18 protein-coding genes are annotated in these 22,855 nt (G+C 43.5%); 10 read left to right on the top strand and 8 right to left on the bottom strand.

Features of this window, described 5'->3' with window-relative positions; genetic code table 11:
* Positions 1 to 24: 24 nt before the first annotated feature.
* Positions 25 to 504: a 2-C-methyl-D-erythritol 2,4-cyclodiphosphate synthase gene (gene ispF / locus APA_RS14455; RefSeq protein ID WP_201322972.1), complete on the bottom strand. Its 480-nt coding sequence runs from the start codon at positions 502 to 504 to the stop codon at positions 25 to 27.
* Between the two features lie 200 nt (positions 505 to 704).
* On the opposite strand from ispF, the gene xdhA reads away from it, so the two are divergent.
* The 5 genes from xdhA to APA_RS14480 all read left to right on the top strand — a co-directional run bounded on the left by xdhA (position 705) and on the right by APA_RS14480 (position 7,621).
* Positions 705 to 2,123 (top strand): xanthine dehydrogenase small subunit, encoded by a 1,419-nt coding sequence (gene xdhA / locus APA_RS14460; RefSeq protein ID WP_236579589.1) that lies wholly within the window; start codon positions 705 to 707, stop codon positions 2,121 to 2,123.
* A 69-nt stretch (positions 2,124 to 2,192) separates the two neighbouring features.
* Complete coding sequence (xdhB, locus tag APA_RS14465; RefSeq protein WP_201322973.1) at positions 2,193 to 4,523, top strand: xanthine dehydrogenase molybdopterin binding subunit; 2,331 nt, start codon at positions 2,193 to 2,195, stop codon at positions 4,521 to 4,523.
* Positions 4,520 to 5,485 (top strand): XdhC family protein, encoded by a 966-nt coding sequence (locus APA_RS14470; protein ID WP_201322974.1) that lies wholly within the window; start codon positions 4,520 to 4,522, stop codon positions 5,483 to 5,485. Before xdhB ends, APA_RS14470 begins: the two co-directional genes overlap by 4 nt.
* Before the next feature lie 161 nt (positions 5,486 to 5,646).
* Positions 5,647 to 6,876, top strand: a complete 1,230-nt coding sequence (locus APA_RS14475) for a hybrid sensor histidine kinase/response regulator (protein WP_201322975.1) — start codon at positions 5,647 to 5,649, stop codon at positions 6,874 to 6,876.
* A gap of 322 nt (positions 6,877 to 7,198) precedes the next feature.
* Entirely contained in the window at positions 7,199 to 7,621 is a 423-nt protein-coding gene (locus APA_RS14480; RefSeq protein WP_201322976.1) for a hypothetical protein, read from the top strand.
* A 210-nt stretch (positions 7,622 to 7,831) separates the two neighbouring features.
* Here the strand turns inward: APA_RS14480 and APA_RS14485 are convergent, their stop codons facing one another.
* The 5 genes from APA_RS14485 to APA_RS14505 form a co-directional block, all read right to left on the bottom strand.
* Complete coding sequence (locus APA_RS14485) at positions 7,832 to 10,507, bottom strand: ATP-binding protein (protein WP_201322977.1); 2,676 nt, start codon at positions 10,505 to 10,507, stop codon at positions 7,832 to 7,834.
* Positions 10,508 to 10,512: 5 nt separating this feature from the next.
* Complete coding sequence (locus tag APA_RS14490) at positions 10,513 to 11,391, bottom strand: ATP-binding protein (RefSeq protein ID WP_201322978.1); 879 nt, start codon at positions 11,389 to 11,391, stop codon at positions 10,513 to 10,515.
* 9 nt (positions 11,392 to 11,400) lie between these two features.
* Positions 11,401 to 11,709, bottom strand: coding sequence for a hypothetical protein (locus tag APA_RS14495; protein ID WP_201322979.1), 309 nt, complete (start codon positions 11,707 to 11,709; stop codon positions 11,401 to 11,403).
* A 43-nt stretch (positions 11,710 to 11,752) separates the two neighbouring features.
* Positions 11,753 to 11,989, bottom strand: a complete 237-nt coding sequence (locus tag APA_RS14500; RefSeq protein WP_201322980.1) for a BrnT family toxin — start codon at positions 11,987 to 11,989, stop codon at positions 11,753 to 11,755.
* Positions 11,990 to 12,108: 119 nt separating this feature from the next.
* Positions 12,109 to 13,443 carry an efflux RND transporter periplasmic adaptor subunit gene (locus APA_RS14505; protein WP_201322981.1) on the bottom strand — a complete coding sequence of 445 codons (1,335 nt, stop codon included), beginning with the start codon at positions 13,441 to 13,443 and terminating at the stop codon, positions 12,109 to 12,111.
* Between the two features lie 397 nt (positions 13,444 to 13,840).
* On the opposite strand from APA_RS14505, the gene APA_RS14510 reads away from it, so the two are divergent.
* Positions 13,841 to 14,857 carry an adenylate/guanylate cyclase domain-containing protein gene (locus tag APA_RS14510; RefSeq protein WP_201322982.1) on the top strand — a complete coding sequence of 339 codons (1,017 nt, stop codon included), beginning with the start codon at positions 13,841 to 13,843 and terminating at the stop codon, positions 14,855 to 14,857.
* 129 nt (positions 14,858 to 14,986) lie between these two features.
* Here the strand turns inward: APA_RS14510 and APA_RS14515 are convergent, their stop codons facing one another.
* The gene (locus APA_RS14515) at positions 14,987 to 15,907 is read right to left on the bottom strand and encodes a peptidoglycan DD-metalloendopeptidase family protein (RefSeq protein WP_201322983.1); all 921 of its coding nucleotides are present in this window, start codon (positions 15,905 to 15,907) and stop codon (positions 14,987 to 14,989) included.
* Positions 15,908 to 16,457: 550 nt separating this feature from the next.
* On the opposite strand from APA_RS14515, the gene APA_RS14520 reads away from it, so the two are divergent.
* The 3 genes from APA_RS14520 to APA_RS14530 all read left to right on the top strand — a co-directional run bounded on the left by APA_RS14520 (position 16,458) and on the right by APA_RS14530 (position 21,075).
* Complete coding sequence (locus APA_RS14520) at positions 16,458 to 18,506, top strand: diguanylate cyclase domain-containing protein (protein ID WP_201322984.1); 2,049 nt, start codon at positions 16,458 to 16,460, stop codon at positions 18,504 to 18,506.
* 110 nt (positions 18,507 to 18,616) lie between these two features.
* Positions 18,617 to 20,125 carry a bifunctional orotidine-5'-phosphate decarboxylase/orotate phosphoribosyltransferase gene (locus APA_RS14525; protein ID WP_201322985.1) on the top strand — a complete coding sequence of 503 codons (1,509 nt, stop codon included), beginning with the start codon at positions 18,617 to 18,619 and terminating at the stop codon, positions 20,123 to 20,125.
* Between the two features lie 74 nt (positions 20,126 to 20,199).
* Positions 20,200 to 21,075: a hypothetical protein gene (locus APA_RS14530; RefSeq protein ID WP_201322986.1), complete on the top strand. Its 876-nt coding sequence runs from the start codon at positions 20,200 to 20,202 to the stop codon at positions 21,073 to 21,075.
* A 159-nt stretch (positions 21,076 to 21,234) separates the two neighbouring features.
* Here the strand turns inward: APA_RS14530 and APA_RS14535 are convergent, their stop codons facing one another.
* Positions 21,235 to 21,837: a hypothetical protein gene (locus APA_RS14535; protein ID WP_201322987.1), complete on the bottom strand. Its 603-nt coding sequence runs from the start codon at positions 21,835 to 21,837 to the stop codon at positions 21,235 to 21,237.
* Positions 21,838 to 22,288: 451 nt separating this feature from the next.
* Here APA_RS14535 and APA_RS14540 point away from each other — a divergent pair, with 451 nt between their 5' ends.
* Entirely contained in the window at positions 22,289 to 22,675 is a 387-nt protein-coding gene (locus tag APA_RS14540) for a helix-turn-helix transcriptional regulator (protein WP_201322988.1), read from the top strand.
* Positions 22,676 to 22,855 lie beyond the last annotated feature (180 nt).

Consider the following 22,855-nt stretch of genomic DNA (forward strand, 5'->3'; position numbering starts at 1 on the left):
CCGCAACACAATTACATTTAGCCATTAGCTTTTAACTAATAAAACTACGGCGTGAACTGCGATCGCTTCTTTTTGCCCGATCGCATCCATGCCTTCGTTAGTGGTAGCCTTGACACTGACACAATCAATCGGCAAATTCATTGCTTGAGCTAGGCGATCGCGCATTGCTTTAATATGTGGTTTGAGTTTGGGCGCTTCGGCAATCACCATTGAGTCAAGATTATTCACGCGCCAACCCTGTGCTCCGATTAGCTCCTGTACTTGCTGCAATAGCATAATGCTATCGGCTCCTGCCCATTTGGGGTCAGAGGGTGGAAAATAATGTCCAATATCACCAAGGGCAAGCGCTCCCAGCATGGCATCCATGATTGCATGGGTCAGCACATCGGCATCGCTATGTCCTAGTAGTCCTTTTTCATAAGGAATTTCGACACCTCCAAGGATCAGGCGGCGATCGCTAACGAGTCGGTGCAGGTCATAACCATTGCCAATGCGGATATTCATAGATGAGTAGGTGAGTTTAACTATTCATAATATAAACCCAATTTCATGCGGTGTTAGTTTTGTCTTTAGTGTGGCGCGGCGTAGCCGCGTCACACTAATTATTCTTTTTTTGTATCTTGGCGCACTTTAAGCAAAGTCTATTCGTTAATTAATTGATTTATATCAGCCTGTCAATTTGTTACTCCCGCAGAGAGATTCCCGTGACTCAACAGGTAAGCCCTATTTCCGTAACTGACTTTACGTTCACCCTCAACGGTGCAATCTCCCGCGTTAAAAATCTTGCACCTACGACTACCCTGCTACACTATTTACGCCAAAATGGCTATGTGGGAACCAAAGAGGGTTGTGGCGATGGTGACTGCGGTGCTTGTACTGTCAATATCGTAGGTAAAGATAGTCATGGTAAGCCCCAGTATCAAGCTGTAAATAGTTGCTTAGTTCCCATCGGCGCGATCGCAGGACGAGAGGTGATTACTGCCGAGGGTATCGCCAATGGGCAACTGCATCCAGTCCAAACCGCGATGGTAGAAACGGCAGGATCGCAATGTGGCTATTGCACTCCTGGCTTCATCATGAGTATGTTTGCGGCTTACTACAATGGCAGCCTGAGCAATGACATCTGCATTGAGGGCAATCTCTGTCGCTGCACAGGCTATATACCAATCCGCAAAGCAGCGCAACAATTAGCGACAACAATTCCCGATGATCAATTCAGCACTGAGCTAGCTCAAAAAAATTCTGATTTGGTTGCGATCGCCTATATAAATGCCCAGCAGCAATTTTATCGCCCCACAGAGCTGTCAGAAGCACTGCAACTACTTCAGCAATATCCCGAAGCGACCTTGGTTGCGGGTGCAACAGATTTGGGATTAGAAATGAGTTGGCATCGGCGGACTTACCCAGTGCTAATTTCCTTGGAAGCAATTGCAGATCTAAAGCAGATTAACCAAACCGATGACTATGTGGAGATTGGCGCGGCGGTTCCCCTCAGTCATATTGAAGATTTGCTGCATGGTGTTTTCCCTAGCCTTGATGAAATGCTGCATTGGTTTGCGGCAAGGCAGATCCGCAATCGGGCGACCTTAGGCGGCAATATTGGCACGGCTTCTCCCATTGGCGATTTGCCACCTGTGTTACTGGTCCTTGATGCGACCTTGAAGTTAGATAGTGTTGAAGGCGATCGCAGTTTACGATTAGCTGATTTCTTTAAAGGCTATCGGCAAACGGAACTGAAGCAAGGCGAAATCATCTATTCAGTGACAATTCCCAAAACGATCGCCTCTGGCGCAACTAAACGACTTAGCCAGTCTTACAAAATCGGCAAGCGTGGCACTGACGATATCAGTATCGTGGCAGCAGCTTTTGTGATTGATCTAGATGCTGACCAAAAAATTCTCCATGCGCGTCTTGCCTATGGTGGTGTCGCGGCAACTCCAATTAGAGCGATCGCGGTCGAATCGATGCTAGTCGGTCAACCTTGGACAATAGAAACTGTGCGATCGGTGAAGCCTGCTCTGCATAAGGTATTTACGCCTCTTAGCGATCTTCGTGGAAGTACTGACTATCGCAAGATGCTAGTAGGAAATCTATTTGAGAAGTTTTTTGTTGAACATAGTTGAAGAAACCAGTTGAAGCTCTGCCTCAAGTGGTATGCAATAGATTTTTTGTAGATATGGAAGGAATACAAAATGACGATTACAGATCAAAAAGTCAGTAACAAAAAAAGCCATGAAAGCGCAGCAGGTCACGTTAGCGGCAGTGCTGTCTATACAGACGATCAACGTCTCCCCGCAGGGATGCTTTCCCTTTATCCTGTGCTGTCGCCCCATGCCCATGCCAAAATCACCAAGCTTGACTGCACCGCCGCCTATGAAGTCGATGGAATGGTGATGATCCTAACGGCGGATGATGTTGCAGGTGAAAACAATACGGGTGTAATCATTCACGATGAAGTATTGCTGCCCACTGATGAAGTGAGCTACTGGGGACAGGTGGTAGTTTGGGCAGTCGGTGAGACTGAAGAAGCGGCTCGTCAAGCTGCTACCAAGGTGATTGTCGAATATGAGCCTTTGCCAGCAATTATCAGTATTCAAGAGGCGATCGCTGCGGATAGTTACCATCTCAAAAAGCAGGTTATTAAACGCGGCGAACCTGATACGGCTCTTAAAGATTGCGATCGCATCCTCGAAGGCGAACTGGAAGTCGGCGGGCAGGATCATTTCTATTTAGAAACCCATACCAGTTGGGCAGTTCCTGATGGAGAGAATGGCTACAAAGTTTACAGCTCAACCCAACATCCCAGTGAAACTCAAGTAATCGTAGCGCGGGTATTGGGATTGCCCAGCAGTCATGTTGTCGTTACCTGTCTGCGGATGGGAGGCGCATTTGGGGGGAAAGAATCTCAAGCTAATCCCTTTGCTGCCGCCGCAGCTTTGGCAGCTTATAAAACGGGTCGTCCTGCCAGAGTCAGTTTACGCCGACATCAAGACATGATCGTTACAGGCAAGCGACATAACTTTTTAGGCAAATACCAAGTTGGCTTTACTAACGATGGACTAATTACAGCGCTCAAAGCTGAGCTATATGCAGACGGGGGCTGGAGCCTTGACCTGTCGCCGCCTATATTGATGCGAGCGATGATGCACATCGATAACGCCTACTACATCCCTCATTTGGAAGTACAAGGATGGATTGCTAAAACTAATCGAGTTTCTAATACCGCTTATCGCGGGTTTGGGGGGCCACAGGGCATGGTTGTTTGTGAAGAAGTTGTCGATCGCATAGCACGTACCCTCGGTTTGTCGCCCGAAGTCGTGCGGGAACGGAACTTCTATCATGGGACTGGCGAAACTAGTACCACTCACTATGGACAGGATATAGTTCATAACCGCATCGATCTGGTATGGACTGAAGCCAAGGAAAAATCGAATTTTAGCGATCGGCAAGCCCAAATCGCCCAATTCAATCAAACAAGTCCCTACAAAAAACGCGGTCTTGCGATTACTCCTATGAAGTTCGGGATTTCCTTCACCAAGACCGATTACAACCAAGCAGGTGCACTAGTTCTCATCTATACCGATGGCAGCATTCAGGTAAATCACGGTGGCACAGAAATGGGACAGGGGCTACATACAAAAATGCTCCAAGTCGCCGCAAAGTCCCTTGGTGTCAAACTCGATCGCTTTCGGATCATGCCCACAAGTACCGATAAAGTCCCGAACACTTCAGCGACAGCAGCCTCTAGTGGTTCCGATCTCAATGGTCAAGCAGTCAAGGATGCCTGTGAAATCCTGAGGAAACGCATGGCAACCGTGGCTGTAAAAATGCTCAATCTTGATGCCCCCGAAGATCTTGTTTTCGAGGATGATTGGATCTATTGCCGCACCTATCCCAGCGCAAGGATCGCGTTTGAGGAAGTGGTGAAGCAAACCTATAATGAGCGGATTAGCCTCTCGGCAAATGGCTTCTATCGCACGCCAAATATTTTTTGGGATGCCAAGCTGAACAAGGGTCGTCCTTTCTATTACTTCTCTTACGGTGCGGCTGTGAGTGAAGTCGAAGTCGATGGATTCACGGGTACATTTAAACTACGACAGGTGGATCTTGTCCAAGATGTTGGAGAATCAATTAATCCATTAATTGATAAAGGTCAGATCGAAGGTGGCTTTGTACAGGGGATGGGTTGGCTGACTATGGAAGAATTAGTCTGGGATAAAATCGGTCGATTGCTAACCTACGCGCCAAGTACTTATAAAATTCCCACTGTTAGCGAAATTCCCGAACAATTCAATGTCAATCTACTAGAACGCGCCGCTCAAGATGGTGTAATTTTTGGTAGTAAAGCGATCGGTGAACCTCCATTTATGCTAGCGATATCCGTAAGAGAATCCATTCGCAGTGCTGTCGCCGCCTTTGGTAATGCTGACTATGTGCCCTTGGCGCTTCCTGCTACACCTGAGGCGACCCTCTGGGCGATCGAGTCGGTGAAGGCGGCTTCTCTATCGGCTCTGCAAGTATGATCTACAAAGAGCTTTTATCATTACTTAGTCAAGACGCTGTGGTCGTAGCAACGGTAATTAGCACTAAAGGTTCTGTGCCGAGAGAGATAGGGGCGAAAATGCTAATTACTTGCGATCGCTGCATTGACACGATCGGTGGTGGTGCAGGAGAGGCAAAGGTAATCTCGCAGGCAAGAGAAGTTCTGCAAACTGGAGAAAAAAGGCGGATAGAAATTGACCTAACTGGATCGCCCAAGCGTCAGACTGAGGGAGTTTGCGGTGGTTGGATGGAGATCCTTTTAGAGCGATGGCATGGCGAGGCTGCGATCGCGATCGCGCAGCAGATACTGACAGAATTAAAATTAGGTCGATCGCTTACTTTGGTTACGCCTTTTAGTGATGCACATCCATACTTGATCAAGGAAAAAGGAGAAAGGAAAAAGGAAAAAGATGGGGAGGTTTTTATTGAGATGTTGGAGCCTGTGCCAATATTGCTGATCGTCGGTGCGGGGCATGTGGGGGAACAGCTTGCTAAGGTCGCGCATTTAATCGGTTTTCAGATTGCGCTTCAGGACGATCGTCCTGAATGGGCAACTCCAGAAAGATATCCTCAAGCTCCTTTTATCTATTCTCACATCGATCAAGCTTTGGGGGAACTCTCAAATCATCCGAGTCTCTATGTGGCTCTAGTCACACGCGGCTATCGCTATGATTTGGATGCTTTAACAGCTTTACTAAATCGCGATTTACCCTGTGCTTATATCGGCATGATTGGCAGTGAGAGGAGGGTGATGCAAGTGTACGAACAAACCAAACAAATGGGAATCTCTGCGGCTAAACTTAAATCTATCTATGCGCCGATTGGTCTAGATATCGGCGCTTTAACTCCTGCGGAAATTGCGGTTAGTATTGGCGCAGAGTTAATCATGCTGCGGCGTGGCGGTACTGGGCGATCGCTATCGGCAAGTCTGCGTAGTTTTTGAAATATTTAGTTGGGTTGAATCTTTGCAGCGATGTACGATCAAAAAAACCAAAAAAATTTGAAAGTGTTGCTTTGCAACACTTTCAAATTTTTTTGGTTTGGGTTTGAGTAAAAAGTGCTGTAAAAAGCTGCAATAATTGAGATTAACTACAGCCTAACTTTATGAGCGATCGCCTTCCAATCGATTCCATTAAAACCACAGATAAACCTCTTGAAATTTCAAATTTATGTCATTCCTTAGATGGCTGTGTGTTAGTTGTCGATGACAATCCCACCAACTTGAGTGTGTTGGTGAACTTGCTGCGAGATGTGGGGCTGCGAGTATTGGTGGCAACCGATGGCGAAAGTGCGATCGAACAGATTGAGTATGTAAAGCCCGATCTAATTTTGCTGGATGTGATGATGCCAGGTATCGATGGCTTTGAGACTTGCCAACGCCTCAAGGCAAATCCTGAAACTGTCAAAATCCCGATTATTTTTATGACTGCGCTCTCAGAAACAGTAGATAAAGTGCGCGGTTTATCATTGGGAGCCGTGGACTATGTAACCAAACCATTTGACCATGAAGAAGTATTGGTCAGAATTCGCACCCATTTAACGATCGCGAAACAGCGCCAGACCATCGAGTCCCAAAATCTGGATTTACAAACTGAAATTAGCGATCGCAAACGTGCCGAGGAATCCTTAACAATCTTTCTCCATGCAGTTTCCCACGACTTACGGAATCCTGTCACAGGTTTATTGATGGTATTAGATAATTTGGCGAAGACAGCAAGCATAAATGACGCAAATGTTCTACTACCAAAATCTACGCTTGAGAGAATGCAACAGAGTGGTTATCGACAGTTAGCGTTAATCAACTCATTGCTGGAGTCTCACGTGAATGATGTCCATGGAATTGTCATTCATCCTCAACCTGTGGCGATCGTGGAGGTCATCCAAGCTGCGATCGATGATTTGCAACCACTTTTAGATAAAGAAGAAACGGAAGTTGTTGTGCAAATAGCGCCCGAAATGCCACTTATTTTCGCTGATGCTGCTCATGTCTGTAGAGTCTTTCAAAATCTGATTGCTAATGCGATTAAACATAATCCGCCAAATCTCAAACTCACAATTTCGGCAAAGATAAGTCCTGAAAATAAGCTCCTTTGTGAGGTTGCTGATAATGGCGTAGGTATGACTAATGAACAAAGTGAACATCTATTTGAACTTTACACTCAAGGCAGGCATCATACTAAACTTAATCGGCGATCGCTCAGTCTTGGCTTAGGGCTTTACATCTGTCGGCAAATTGTCCAAGCTCACGGTGGTGCGATCGGGGTAACTGGTGAGATTAATATTGGTTCCCGCTTTTGGTTAACATTACCAATTTTAGACGAAGAGCGTGTTTGAGAAGTTTTTTGGGGTAAAAAAAGTGCAGAAAAGCTCCTAAAGGTATAGCCTGTCAATATAGAAAAAAGGACAGCGCTCAATCAATTAAAATCGCTAGTCGATTACCATCACCTGAAGAAGTTGGTGTTGACGGTGGTAAGTTGGTCAATTTGGTTAGCAGCCGTTACTGAATTAAAGAATCGTGTCAATTTATAATCTAACCACAATAGATCTTTTGAAAGTGTTGAGAAGCAACACTTTCAAAAGATCTATTGGTTCTGGAGTGAGCGCAAAGCATTGTAATATCTAAATCAGAATCATTGTACTTATTTGGAGTTAATCAATGGGAACAACAATATGGGTCTTAAGCAAGAGCAAGACCACAGAAGGTGATGACTGGGATCATTCGGCGCTGTTTTATGCTGTAGAGAAGCTGGATCTAATATGCGAACAGCAAGGTTTGGCGAAGATTTCTTCATTCCTAGACTGGACTGACTTTGAGGCAAATATGTCTGAAGATGACGAATTTCCTGATGAGGAAGTACTGAGAGATAAAGCATCATGGTTCAATCCTTCGCAGGCTTTACCAATGTTGAGAGCTTTACGTGAATATGTAGCAATTAACGAATCTGAGCGAGAAAGTCTTTTGGAGCTAGGTAAACAGCATCTCTCAGAAGAGTTACTTGAAGACCTAGATGATTGCATATTAAAGGTCGAGAAGATCATTGCTGAGAATGATTTGTTCCATTTTTGTGTTGTCATGTAAATCCAATTGTAAAAATACAAACTCTCTTTTCTTTATGGCTTTTTGTCAGGCAGTTTCACAAATACGCGATCGCCTACTTTTGCACCGCTTAAAATTTGAGTCTGATTGTCTACAGTTGTACCAATCGTCACAGGTTAGAATTTGGGCTGCCCCTTTTCAATTTACTAATTCCACGGGATGAGTGGAAATGAGTTTGATAGCTTATTTTGTTTAATCTCTCAGTTTGTATTTAACGACCCAAGTACGAAAGAGTTCGACTGCGATCGCAAATTGGGTTTCGCCATTGTTTAAATTGTGGATAACATCGTGATCTTTGAGTGTTTTGAGGGCGGATTGCAGAGACTCACTAGGTAGATTAGTTTGCGAGATTAATTCTGATTCGGTGAGTCCTTGGGGATGGGGAGCTAAGGCTTTGAGGATTTCATGTTGATTTGTTGCCCCTTCGGCGGCTTGTTGCCAGACTCCATTGAAGTAGTTGATGCCTGTGTTAAAAAAGTTTTCGCCTGAGCAGACGGTGTGGACATCACCGATGGTGAAAGTGCGATCGCGGGGTTTGCCTTGCTCGAATACATAGTCGTTAAATAGTCGCACGAGTTGGAAGCCGATTAGTTGGGTGAGGTAGGGCTGTCCGTTGGTGAGGTCGTAGATATAGTCAAGGGCGGCGGGTTCGTATTCGAGGAGGAATTCGGGATCGGGGTTGGCGAGGACTTGGTGGGTTGCCTCACGGGTGAGGAAGGCGACGGAGATAGGAATAAAGCTGGCATAGAAGGGCTGGAAGTAGTCGGCGTTCATTTCTTGGAGGGTGTGCAGTCCTGCAAAGGCGAAGGCGAGTTTGCTGCTCATTTGCACCATACCCCGCAGGAATCCGAGAAAGTCTTTGCTGAGTTTACCTGCATCGATCAGTTCTTCGATTTTCTCGAATTCGTCGAGGGCAATGATTAGTCCTGTGCCTGTAAAGTCTTTTTCGACATGTTGGAGATAGCGACGAAAGGCGGTTTCGGGGAACTGGAAGAGGTCGTTATTGCTTGGGGCGGTGATGTCGGTGACTTCTTGGATTGCGTCACAAATTGCCATGAGAATGTCGGTGATGCCGTTGGGAGCGCTGCCGATGCTGAGGAGGTTAACATAGGCGACGCTGACTTGGGAATTAACTTTGGTTGTGGCGTTGCGAAGTATGGAGGTTTTACCCATGCGGCGATGTCCATAAAGGATAACTGATTGTGGAGAAGAGTTTATAAACCAGAGTTCTTTGAGCTGCCCAAGAAGATCTTCTCGTCCAATAAAACGTTCTCCCATAACAGGATCACCGATAGTGTAGGGATTAGCGATAGGTCTCTTAATTTCAACCTGTCCAATTTCAGCAGCAACCGCTAAAAGAATATCCCGCCAAATAATAGTAATGTTTTGGATGATTGGTCTTTCGATACGAGCGTCTTCAGGAGGAAGCAATAACAATTCATCTTGAATTTCTGTAATGAAGCCTAATGCTCGGTTGAGAGAAAAAGAACGTACAGTTGGCGATGAAACTGAATCTACAAGACGTATATTTTCTAAAACAAGAATAAGCTTTTTGATTGCAGACCAAGTAGTAGGTCTAAGTAATTGAGAGGTAGTCAAAATTGACGGCTTTAGTTTAAGAAGTTTAGGTATACTACGTGCATCATTGAAGTCGCCTAATATTCTAGTAATCATATGCATTTCTTCACCGTTTTTGATATGCTTTAACTCTTCAAATATTGTTTCAGATCTCCAAAGATTGGTTCCAATCATATCTTTTTCATTCGCAGATTTATCTAAATACCAAAAGCCTTTTATAACTGAGCAATATGTAGTAAAGCCTTGGTTTTGATTAGCATTCCATCTATTAAAGAAAAATGTTCTATAGAAAAACCAAAAAACCCCTTCGCTAAATTTAAGTTTTAACAGAAGTTCATTAAGAGAACCAGAAATATATATAAGAATATCCCAATCCTCAATAAGATTACTTAGTATCGCTATACGCTCAATTAAAAGATTGGATGGTGTGACAGCTAATTTTTCATTAATTGCTATTTGAATAGGTATAAATTGACGAGAATACTGTAGTAATTGTTTAGCATTTATTATCCCTTTTCTCCAATCATTCTCTAGCCAAATATTTAACTGACGAGTAAGACGTGAAAATTTTAGAGTCGTAATTCTTGGAATTCGCCAAATAGAGAGAACCCAGTCATCAGGTCTAAAAATTATAACAAGAATAGTAATTACTACTATGGTGACTGATAAGTTGTCCGCCATTCCTACAGTTAAACTATCGACAAACCCAGTTACTACCCCGCTTGTTATCCCCCCTGCTATCATACCCAATAATATTCTTGAAAAGTCACCTGTTATACCCTCTCCAATGCCAATTCCCAATAATCCTCCAATTAAAATAGAAGCTAAACGAAAAGTACTTGAGAAAGCATTTACCACACTAACTATTAAACTAAATGTCAACACACCTGCTATTTTAAAAGCTAAAAATACTCCTACTAATCCACCAAATACTATCCCTGTTAGCAACCCAATTGCCATCTTATACCAGTTAATTTGCAGACCTATTATGTCCAAACAACCACCAATTACAATAGGAGTAGAAATTGTAAGAAGAAAGCACATTATTATCAGTTGCCTTTTAAAATGGCTATTCTTAAATAATTGCCATCGTTGTCGCCATGTTAGCGACTTTGATTTATGTGGAGGCTCACAAAAGGTTTCTGTATACCAACGAATCGCTTGTGGAAAATAGAACACCCAATAGAGCAGTAATAGATAATCAAGTGGATTCCAGAGTGATAGAGGACGCTTGAGTTTTGGCGCGAGGTCAAGGAGTGGGACTTGTGATGTGGATGTTTCTTCAGTCATGGGTTTTAGCGATATTGACGATAAAGATCAAAACAAGCTTTCATCAGTTTTTGTGGATGCCCTTGGCTATCTAGCCACAATTTTTCCATTTCCTCCTCACTAAAGCAAACTCCAGTATTTTCTATCTTTACAGTCACAAATCTTCGTACTATTTCCTTTGACCAAGGCTTAAGCTCCACGCGCAAACAAATCCCCTGAAAAGGCGAAGTCATTCCATTCTCTTTGCTGTCTGGAAATAGCCGATCGAGCGGCGTACAAGCAGCCACCACCAAACGCAGCGATCCATCCTCAGCAAACGCACGTAAGCGATCGCGAATCTCCCTTGTAAAGCCATTACCTTGCAGATTTTCTTTCTCATCTAACAGCAACAACACCCGCCTTGACCTCATTGCACGGTTTAAGTTAATACCAGTAGAGTTGGCAATACCTAACTCCTCACAAAAAGACTCATAAAACTCCGCCTCAGTATGCACTTTCTGCAAATTTAGATAAACTGGCTCCCATTTCCCTGTCAGTGCTGAAGCCGCAAGATGCTTGATTTGATGCAATATTGAAGACTTACCAATTTGGCGATCGCCCAACAACTCCACCCCACTACCAGCGTTCAAAATTTCAAAAATTTCGCGTAACTCTTTCTCTCGATTAAAAAATTGCTCGGATTGCTCAATTCTGCCATTAAGCGGCTGAAATGGATTTGCAATTACCTGTGACAATCTTTGCGGCGCTCCTTTTGATTCACTCGATTCAGTTTTTTGGTGTGAATTATGATAAATATTTTGGATAAGCTGCACATGAATATCACGACCAGCACTAACATCTTTCAGCCCTGATTGCGCGATCTCGTCTTGCGTTCCTTGATTCTTAAAATCTGAGTTTTCAGTCATTTCATAAGCCTATCGCACAACTTCAGCCTGAATTTCCCGAATTATAATTGAAATCTCCTCCTTAGAGTCAATATGTCTCGCTAAAACCGCCGAAGTCGTCGCGAATGTTTTCTCTAACAGGCGATCGCTAAACAACTTAGCCGCATCTTGACGCAAACCTTGACCGATATAAAACTTTAACAACCCATCAATCGACATATCTCGACTAGTCGCCACCTCTTCAAGTGATCGCATCGCCTCAACAGGAATTTGCAACGATACCACCTCAGTCTCACGAGATTTAATCTGCAATGTAATTACTTCATCAGTTTGACTCATACAATTTCCTCTCATTACGAGTAGCAGGACGTGCCGAAAGGATTCACGATCGCCGATTGCGATCGACGTATACCACAAGCAGCAACCGTTGCATTAGTGAATAGCCAATAATAAACTCACGCAACTCATCATTAACAGTAGCATCACCACTTTGGTAAAAAGGATCTAAAAAAACTTCAGCAGCCTCCTCAAAAGTAACAGCATGTTTATCGATATTGCTTTGAGCTTTGTTAGCGTCCCACTCAAACTCACTGCCCTGTAACCGATAGATAAAGTTCATAAGTTTGCTTTCAATCTCTTAACCCAATCGAAAGTTTTTTTAGCCCTAATAATTAGCTGATTAGTATCGACATTAGCAGCACGCTCAAAAGCATGTCACCACAAGAAGAGACTCTTTTTTTATGGCTTTTTCTCTGGGAGTTTCACAAATACGCGATCGCCTACCTTTGCACCGCTTAAAATCTGAGTCTGATTGTCTACAGTCGTACCAATCGTCACAGGTTGGAATATGGGCTTGCCCTTTTCATCAGCAATTAATAAACCAGTTTTGCCTTCTTGCGTAACGATCGCCACCGTCGGCACAACCAGCGCACCATCAATTTGTTTGCCAATAAAGCGCAAATCCGTATTCATTCCCGATTGCAACTTGTCTTTGCCAGTTTCTAAAGTTACACGCACCTGAAATGACGTGACATTCTGCTCAATGATCGCTTCAGGCGCAATCAAACGCACTTTGCCCTTAAAAACCTCAGACGGAAAAGCATCGGCAACAATTTCTACCTCTTGACCGATTTTAATTTGCGAAATATCCACTTCAGGGACTTTAGCAATGATCTCTAAGCCATTAGCGATCGCCACAATTGAAGTCGATGATGAGGAATTGCTTGCCGAAGCTGTCGTTGTTGGCGTGACAAAGGCTCCTGCATTGGCATATTTTTGGGTGATGATCCCCGCAAAAGGAGCGCGAATAATCGTATCTTCGATCTGGACTTCGATGATTCTGATACCAGCGATCGCTTGGGCGAGTTGTGCTTCAGCTTGAGCAACATCTTCAACACGGCTGCCATTGCGTGTTTCTTCTAATAAACGATTAGCCTCAACCAAATTAGCTTGAGCCGTTTGCAAATCAGCCTGAGCGCTGCGATCATCGGTTACAACTTCATCAAAGCGATCTCTAGAAATTGCGCCTTCAGTTTGTAAACTCCGAAAGCGAGACGTTTTCATATTGGTTAAAGCTAAACGCGATCGCGCCGCATCTAAACGACCACGAGCTGACTCGACTCTAGCCTGAGCAGCAGCAATATCTTCAAGACGACTACCATTGCGTAATTTGGCTAAATTAGCCTCACTGGCGGCGGCACTAGCTTGGGCTTGATAAAGTTGCGGAATCAAGTTCGCGTTGTCCATTCTGGCAATCACCTGCCCCCGATTTACTTTTGCCCCTTGCTCAACTAATAGCTCAATTAGTTTTCCAGCCTGCTTCGGACTGAGGTTCACGGTTTCAATTGGGACAACAGATCCGCTAGATTTAATTTTGATCGCTAAAGACTTAGACTCGACTTGTTCGGTTTTATCATTGACCGTAGTTGAGCTTTGATCCTTACCAGCTAGAGCCCGAAAGACAATAAATCCGCCGCCTAGCAGAACAACGAGTAAAACTACGACTAACCAAGGCTTTTTCCAAAGACTTTTGAGCTTATTATTTTCTTGTTTTGGGGAAACAGTAGTTTGCATCGAGATTTAGCCTGACCAAAGCTGACAGAATAAGAAATTAAATCTATAAGTATCTAGGCACAATTAAATATAAAACCCCAAAATCTGTACCGCCCACGTAGCGGGCGGTACAGATTTTGGCTCTGTTTTTTTAATTATGCCGGGGTACTTATAAATAAGTTATGGTATTAGCGTTTATTTTGCATCACCCCTCAGCATCATTGCCATAAGATTATCGCGACCAAAACCCAAAGAATAACGGTAGCGCTTCGCGCTACCGTTATTCTTTGGGTTTTGGTTTTTGACCGATTACTTGCAACCATCAAAAAAACGGTATATTAGCAAAAGCAAAGACTCAAAGAGACGCGAACAATTCTTAGATCCACTCGTAAATTTATATTTGAGGGTTAATAACCTTGTGAGTCAGCCTGCCACAATTTGGGATGAAAAACCACATATCGTACTTCACAGATCTGACGATACGATGCAGATTCCTCTTGTGAATGCTTATTCTTGGACATTAGGGCGTGGCTCAGAAAATGATATTCCCCTGTCCGACAAATGTGCATCGCGAAACCACGCCATGTTTCAAATTGTTGGAGAAAGCAGTTATTTTCTGATCGATCTTGGTAGTCGCAATGGTTCATTTGTGAATGGCAAGCGAGTTACCATTCCTGTGAGCTTAAAAAATGGCGATCGCATCATTCTTGGCGAAACAAAGTTAGAATTTTACTGCCCAGAAACAATCACATCCCCCGATACCAACGCACGTAAAAACGAAGAGAATACCGATGCAGCCGCGACTGCCATGCTTCATAAGCGGCAATTAATTACGGTGTTAGTAGTTGATATTCGGGACTTTACGAAACTAACGCAACAAATGGATGAGCAGATTCTTTCAGAAGCGATCGGGACATGGTTCCGTCGCGCTGGAGAGATCATCGATCGCCATGGCAGTTGGGTAGATAAATATATTGGCGATGCAGTCATGACCGTCTGGATTCATGATGCTGGGATCGGTTCAGAGACTGTGGCAACCCAAGATATGCTCAAGGTCTATCGCGCTCTGCATGAGCTTTATGAAATGAGCAATGAACTTAATCAACAGTTTGAATTACCATTTCAATTGCGCGTCGGTGCAGGCGTAAATACGGGATATGCGATGGTTGGACAAATGGGAACTAGTGAGCATCCAGACTACACAGCTCTTGGGGATACGGTTAATGCCGCCTTTCGATTGGAGTCATCAACTAAGCAATTGGGACTAGATGTGGCGATCGGTTCTGCGACTTACAGTCATACGCCCTATGCTGCGGTTTTGTTGCCGCTCAAACAATATTCTGTGGAGCTTAAAGGCTACACGACTCCCACAGTTACCTATGCTGGCACTTTTACTGAATTAGGTACATACATTCAGAAGCTAGACGCAGAATAACAATTACAAGAACTTACAAAAAAGAGGTAGAGGCAATTCATTAATTGCCTCTACCTCTTTTTCGTAAGTTCTTGTAGACAAAGAAAGAGATGATGTGATGCGCATAGCGCAGCACATCATCTCTATTCTTTAATCTTTAAAACTATTAGAAGCTAAATCGAGAGTTACTTGGCGAAGCTGTAAATAATCCATAGGATCGACAGCAGTTCTGCCATCGGGTTGGATCTCAAAATGCAGATGTGGCCCAGTACTCCGTCCTGTTGAACCGACTTCCGCGATCGCCTGTCCCTTATTAATAACCTGTCCCTTGGATACATACACCTTGTTGGTGTGGGCATAAAGCGTCAATTCGCCATTCTCATGACGCAACTCGACAACATTGCCATAGCCATCATCCGTCCATCCCGAATAAGTGACTACCCCATCTGCCGCAGCAAAAATTGGTGTGCCTGTGGGAGCCGCAAAATCAACTCCTTTATGCAATTTTCGCTCACCCGTAATGGGATGTACTCGCCATCCGAATCCAGAACTGATAGCTGCTCCTGTTACAGGCAAAGTAAAGTTAGAAATACTGTTAAGGTCGATCGCAGAAATGCTTTGAGGAAGTTGCATTGTCCAGCGTCCTGGCTGTCTAGATTTGAGGCGGAGATCTTGTGGATTAAGCTTAACTTCTGGCGAAAACTCCACCACCATTCTGGTGGTATTCGCATCGACTTGACCGACTCGTACAGCTTGCACTCCACGTCCTACGCGCCGTCTTACCGTTGGCCCCTGATAGACAATCCCTGGTAAGTCAATCACGATGCGCGTAGGATTGCTAATTACTGTTCCTCTTGGCTCAATGTCATTTTTGACAGAAAACTCAATCCTGCTATCGGTCAAATCATAGACAAAGGTTTCGAGACGATTTGCCTGTGCTGTGGGTGTGGCGATCGCTAAACTACTAGTCAAGCCACACAGAGTCAGTGATAGCAGACGCAGGTTCAGGGATTTGGATTTATTGGCTAATTTGTGATTGGTCAATAAATTAAATTGGTGGGAGCGAGACATAAAGTTTTGCATGGGAACGTTGCGCTGTAGGACGGTTGAGAGCAAGCTACAAGCCGTACAAAAATGCACAAAAAGTCTTGTGATAAGACTTGTAGAAGGCTAGGGATAGTGCTCTGAAGATTTGCGTAACGGGAACGAGTGAGATTCTACATCAATTTTGATGAAATATGACAACTCGCGATTATTAGTCAGATAAAAAGTTGTTTTTGCAGACAAGTACTTGTCTGCAAAAACAACTTTTTATAGCAGATGTCGATCAAGAGAGCCAGTTTTTGATGGCGCGGCGTAGCCGCGCCATCAAAAATATTGCCGAACCCTAAATAATGAATTTCTAAGCGGTATATTTGTTGCAATCTCAAAAAAAATCTACTTGCATCTAAGCTGTTAAATTATGAGCTTTGCCTGAAAACTCAGGAATGCGATCGCCAAGCTGCTAGTAAATCACTCAAGTATCCTGCCAGATATCGCACAATTAAATAGGTGTAACCTCTTGGGTAACTATAGAGGAATATTATTTATTGACTAATCATGCTTTAGCTAGTTGATCTTCATGCAGAAACCTAAACTCCCTAAAAATGAAAGCGATCGCCTAGAAGCTCTCAATCGCTACCATATTCTTGATACCTTACCAGAACAAGAATATGACGACTTGACGCGACTAGCTGCGGAGATTTGTGGCACACCGATCTCCTTAATATCATTAGTTGATCGTGATCGACAATGGTTTAAGTCAAAAGTGGGTTTGGATGTGTCGGAAACGCCACGCGATATCTCCTTTTGTGGTCATGCAGTCGCCGATAGTGCCTTCTTAAATGTTCCTGATACAACCCAAGATGCTCGTTTTGCTGACAATCCTCTGGTGGCAAAAGATCCGAGTATTCGCTTTTATGCGGGTATGCCCTTAAAGACATCAGATAATTTTACTCTAGGGACTTTGTGTGTCATCGATCACCAGCCTAGAAATCTGACCGAAAAACAAATTCGACAATTAGAATCTCTCAGTCGGCTAGCGATTAGCCAGTTTGAATTGCGCCGCAGTAATGCAACTCGCAAAGCAGCAGAAGATGCGTTAGATGAACAATATAAACGGGAAGTCTTGCTTGCAGAAATCACCCAAAGAATTAGGCAATCTCTTAATTTAGAAGCTATTTTCCAAATTTCCGCTCAAGAACTTCGTCAATCTATGAATGCCGATCGCATCGGTATATTTAAGTTCGATCCAGCTTCTAACTGCTGCGACGGAGAATTCATATCTGAATCTGTAATAGCAGGATTTGATTCGGTAATCGCATTGAAGATCCACGCTCATTGCTTTGGCAATCAATATGCTTCGTATTATAAAGAAGGTGGCATACAGGTTATAAATAACATTAACGAAGCGGGACTCACAGACTGTCATCAAGATATTTTACAGCGATTTCAAGTTGTTTCTAATTTAGTAGTCCCCATCATACAGATAGAGAATTTGTGGGGTTTGCTCTGCATTCATCAATGTTCAGCACCACGTCATTGGCAAGACTCCGAGATTAATTTTGCAAGGCGAATTGCTACCCAGTTAGAGATAGCCATTAAACAAGCCAGTTTATTTGAACTGTTAGAACAAGAGCTATTAGAACGAGAAAAGGAAGCCGACGCTAGAAAAATTCTACTGGCAGAACTTCAAGAAAGTGAATCCCGATATCGTTCAGTTATTACCAGTATGTCTGAAGGCATCGTATTGCAACAGGCAGACGGGCAAATTACTGCTTGTAATGAAAGCGCGGAAAAGATCTTGGGATTATCCGCAGATCAGATGCGAGGGTTTAAGTCCGTTGATTTTGAAAGATCGACAATTCGAGAGGATGGCTCGATTTTTTTGAGTGAAGATCATCCCGCTATGGTTACGCTCAGAACTGGACAACCACAAACCAACGTAATTATGGGAATCTGTAAGGAAGACCGTCCGACAAGATGGATATCGATTAATTCCCAACCTTTATGTCATCCCGAGCAGACATCTCCTTATGCTGTAGTAGCTTCTTTTGCCGATATCACAGAACAAAAATTAGCTCAAGAACTGCTAAAAATGGAAGCGGAGTTAGATCGTGTTAGATCTTTAACTGATGGATTAACTCAAGTTGCTAATCGGCGCTGTTTTGATGATCGCTTACAAGCAGAATGGCAACGTTCAGTAAGAGAAAAACAAAGTCTTTCTCTAATCTTCTTAGATATTGATTATTTCAAACTCTACAATGATTGCTATGGACATCAAGCAGGAGATGCTTGCTTAATTCAAGTCGCACAAACTGCCGCTAGTCAACTCAAACGTCCTGCGGATCTTTTTGCCCGCTATGGAGGCGAAGAGTTTGTGGTGATTCTACCCAATACGAATATGGAAGGCGCGATCGCCGTTGTCGAATTAATCCAACATGCTATTCATGATTTAAAAATTCCTCACGAGGCCTCTAAAGTCAGTCCTAATGTGACAATTAGCTTAGGTATTGCCAGCATCATTCCCACACAAGAACAATCTCTTGAAGATCTCATCGCGATCGCCGACAAAAATCTCTATCAGGCAAAACAACAAGGACGCGATCGTTTTTATTGTTACGCAAGTTAAAAAGTAGACGATGTTTTTGTGAACGATCTACTTTTTGTTTTTTTAATATAGACGTAAGCGGTATATTTGTTGCAATCTCAAAAACCTGCTTGCATCTAAGCTGTTAAATTATGAGCTTTGCCTCAAAACTCAGGACTGCGATCGCGACGAATCAGAGCATTTTGTGTTTGGGACTTGATCCAAATCCTGAAGTGATGCCTGCTAAGTACAAAGCCAAATATGACTCGGAGATGAATACTGGAGCATATCCCGATCGCACTGTGGCGTACCTATGGGAATGGATGAATTTCATTATTCAGTCCACTGCCGATCTAGTCTGTGCTTATAAACCAACTTTGGGCTTTTATACGGCGTTAGGTGCGGGCGGTTTAGAGCTATTAGCAAAAACCTTAGCGGCGATTCCACCAGAAATTCCGATCATTCTCGATGCTAAGCACGCAGATCTCAATAGCAGCAGTGTCATGGCAAAGTCAGCCTTTGAGCAGTGGGGGGTGGATGCGATTACCTTGAGTCCCTATATTGGACAAGATTTGGCGGCGAGGTTTTTGATGTATCCCGACAAGGCGATTTTTGTGAGTTGCTATTCATCAAATACAACTGCCCAAGCTTTTCAAGAATATCCCAATCCTGAGAAGCCTTTATATCTCAATGTGGTGCAAAATTGCCAAGCTTGGGCAGGAATGGAGAGTTTAGCGCTAGAGATTGGTGCGGCAAATTCTGATGCTCTAGCAAAGGTGCGATCGCTAGCTCCTGAGCGCTTAATCTTAGCAAGAAGTATTTGGGCAAATAGTCAAGGTAATGGTCAAGCTAATAATCAGAGTATAAAAAACTTAGCAGAAATCCTCAATGCTGGACTAGATGCCAATGGTGGCGGTTTAATCTTGCCCGTCAATCAGGATGTACTCGCGATCGGTGAACCAGCACAATTAGTGCGATCGCTACGGGATGAAGTCAATCAGGCGATCGCGGCTACCCCTCACGATCGCCCCGCCTGCGATTTGTGGATGCCAAATGTGTGTTTACTCGATCAAGCAGGGCATCCCCATGCCAATCTCATCTTGCAATTATTTGATATTGGGTGCATTACATTTGAAGAAACCGTACAAGCCTCTGGTCAAATTTTTCCCTACTACATCGATTTACGGCGGATTATCTCCAATCCTCAAGTATTTGATGCAGTAATTGGGACTTATGCAGAGATCTTGCAAAATCTTAAATTCGATCGCATCGCTGGGATTCCCTATGGATCTTTGCCCACGGCTTCAGGTTTAGCATTGCGTTTAAATTTCCCCTTGATTTTCCCGCGCAAGGAGGTGAAAGCCTATGGAGCCAGACGCTTGATCGAGGGCAACTATGAAGCGGGAGAAACCATTGTTGTCGTCGATGACATTTTGATTTCTGGCAAGAGTGCGATCGAGGGAGCGCAAAAAATCGAAAGCTGTGGCTTAAAGGTGCGTGATATCGTCGTATTTATCGATCATGAGTCGGGAGTATGCGATCGCCTCCAAGAAAGTGGATATTCACCCCACTCGGTGTTAAAAATCTCGGAAATAAATGAGACACTATATCAATCTGGGCGTATAACTGAGAAACAATTTCTTGCTTTATCGCATTCTTAAATATCACGAGCATAAACTTGTCACTGACAAATTTATACTCACACAACCATCGTTACAGGCTATTAGAGTTACGCATGTTCAAAAGAATTAGTCTATTACTTGTTTCTGCGGCAGTTGCTACGATTGTGCCGATCGCCAATCCTACAATGGCTGCCCAATCATCTAAGCCAGCCCCCGCCGAACTGGAAAACGTCGTATTTGCATTGGACAAAGCGGCTAGTAAGCAAGATCTCGAAACGGTAATGAAGTATTACGCGCCGACTTTCAATCATGCTGATGGGCTAGATCGCGATCGCTATAAGCAGGTATTGAAGGAACTTTGGCAGCGTTACAAAAACATTACCTACCGCACTGAAATTTCAAAATGGGAAAAACAAGGCGACTTGATTACTGCGGAAACAGTAACGATGATTCAGGGGATACGCGGAGCTGAGAATGATAACTTCAAATTGGATGCAAGATTGATTTCCACTCAGACCTACAAAAGCGTCAATGGTCAACTACAAGTTGTATCGCAAAAAGTTTTATCAGAGCAGTCTTCGTTGAGTACAGGTGATGCGCCGCCGCCTGTTAAGCTCAAAATCCCCGATCTAATTGGTGTGGGTCGTCAGTATGTCCTTGATGCGATCGTTACGGAACCACTTGGCACAAGTTTATTACTAGGTGCTGCGATCGAAGAACCAGTAGAAGCTAAGAACTATTTGAATGAAAATATGATCGATCTGCGCCCTTTACGTGCAGGCGGGCTGTTTAAAATTGGTCAAGCGCCTTTTTCTTCAGGCGATCGCTGGATATCCGTAGTGTTGGTACGCGAGTCGGGCATTACGATCACTAGCCAACGCTTGCGAGTCACCAAAGATTTTACAGGCAATCAATATACGCCTCTACCTGAGCCAGATACGACTCCAAGTCGTGTCCGCCCACGCCCTAACAGCGATCAAACTCTCTAATAAAAAAGCACCCGAAGGGTGCTTTTTTATTGCCAACCGCAAATATAGCAATGTAAGTTTTGCTTAGGACATAAAACCCAAAAGATGAGTGGCGGCGCAAAGAGCCGCCACTCATCTTTTGGGTTTTGATTTATCCTAGCTATATTTGCGGTTGGTTGGCTAATTACCAAAACGAGAAGGTGGTGGCTCGACTTTAAAGATAGTCTTCCATGCTTCCACCGTACCTGCTCCGATGGGAAGGTCTGTAGTCTGGTCATTGCTCCAAACAGCCCGAATGATCGTATTGCCTGCGGGTAAACTTGCTAAAGCAGCGGATAGCTCAGGATCAACCTCGCCACCTGCATAGGTATAAATTTTGCCTTGAGCGCTAAATAAGAGGGCTTTTGGAGATCTTGATCGCGATCTCTTTTCATAAATAGGTTCGGGATCGCTATAGCGTTCATCAATATAGCGATCGTGTCTCCAGACGCGACGACTTTTCCAAGAACGGCGATAACCTACCACATCTGACCAATATTCAGTATATGTTGCTTTAATTCCTTGCCTTGACCAACTAGAAACAAAGGCAAAATCATCGGCGAAGTGCTTATCGTAAACTAGTTTACCGTCGAACGGATTTTCAACAACACTTGACCAAGGCACATCAGCATCTTGGCTAACTGATGCAGGTGTTACGGCAAATGCGCCAGGGGTTAAGGCAAATAGCAAACCGATGCTCATTCCCCAAGCACTAATTCTCCAATCTAAGTATTTGTGGCGCATAGTACAGCAAATAAGTGGATAACGGTGGCAAAAACAGAATATGAACTTTTATGCTTGTCCCATATTCTTCTAAAAAATCTGTCCCGCCCACTGAGCAAGCAGTACAGATTTTAGCTCTGTTTATTTATGTTTAGATACTTATTGTTTAGATACTTATATAGATGTTCTTGATAAACCCTTTGTTCCTTTACTCGATCTAAGGGACTTGCTATTAATTAAAATGCCTGTTGCTTCGACTTCACTCAGCTAACGTCGGCTGAGCGAAGTCGAAACCATATAAACTTGGTGGACATTTTTTCTCAGCAAGTACCTAACACTTTTACTAACCTTAAAAGTCTTAATTTGTAGGATTTTTTAAAACTAATTTTTTAACCTAGCCATATCACTATATGGCAATATGCTATATTCTAGTGTATACAATTAAGAATTACTTTCTTTCATTTTTTTTAATATGACCTTAAATTCTGCTGCCCTGACGCAAGTTGCCGATTACTTTAAAGTGTTGTCGGAACTCAGCCGATTGCAAGTGTTGTGTTCCCTAAAGTCTGGCTCGAAAAATGTCACAGAAATTATGGAAGAAACGGGGTTAGGACAAGCAAATGTTTCTAAACATCTGAAAATATTAGCTCAGGCAGGAATTGTTTCGAGAACTCCTCAAGGGGTGAGTGTCTATTATGCGATCGTGGAACCATTCATTTTTGATTTATGTGAGTTGGTAGGCGATCGCCTTTCTAGTCGATTGGAAGAACAGTCGCAACAGCTAAAACAACTGGAAGGATTGCGACGATCTGAACCTATCAAGGCTAGTCAAAAGAAATCTTACGCGAAAAGATCTTAAAAAGATATGAACCAACTTAAAGCATGGGGATTTTTATGTGCAATGCAAGTTTTGCTTGGGACATAAAACCCAAATAAATAAAGGAGGCTCGTCGCGCCTCCTTTATTTATTTGGGTTTTGATTATTGCTATAGGAAATAAGACTAGCTTAGGAGATCGCTTTAAGAAGTCTTGACTCTCC

Source organism: Pseudanabaena sp. lw0831, from assembly GCF_016584665.1.
Lineage (GTDB): Bacteria > Cyanobacteriota > Cyanobacteriia > Pseudanabaenales > Pseudanabaenaceae > Pseudanabaena.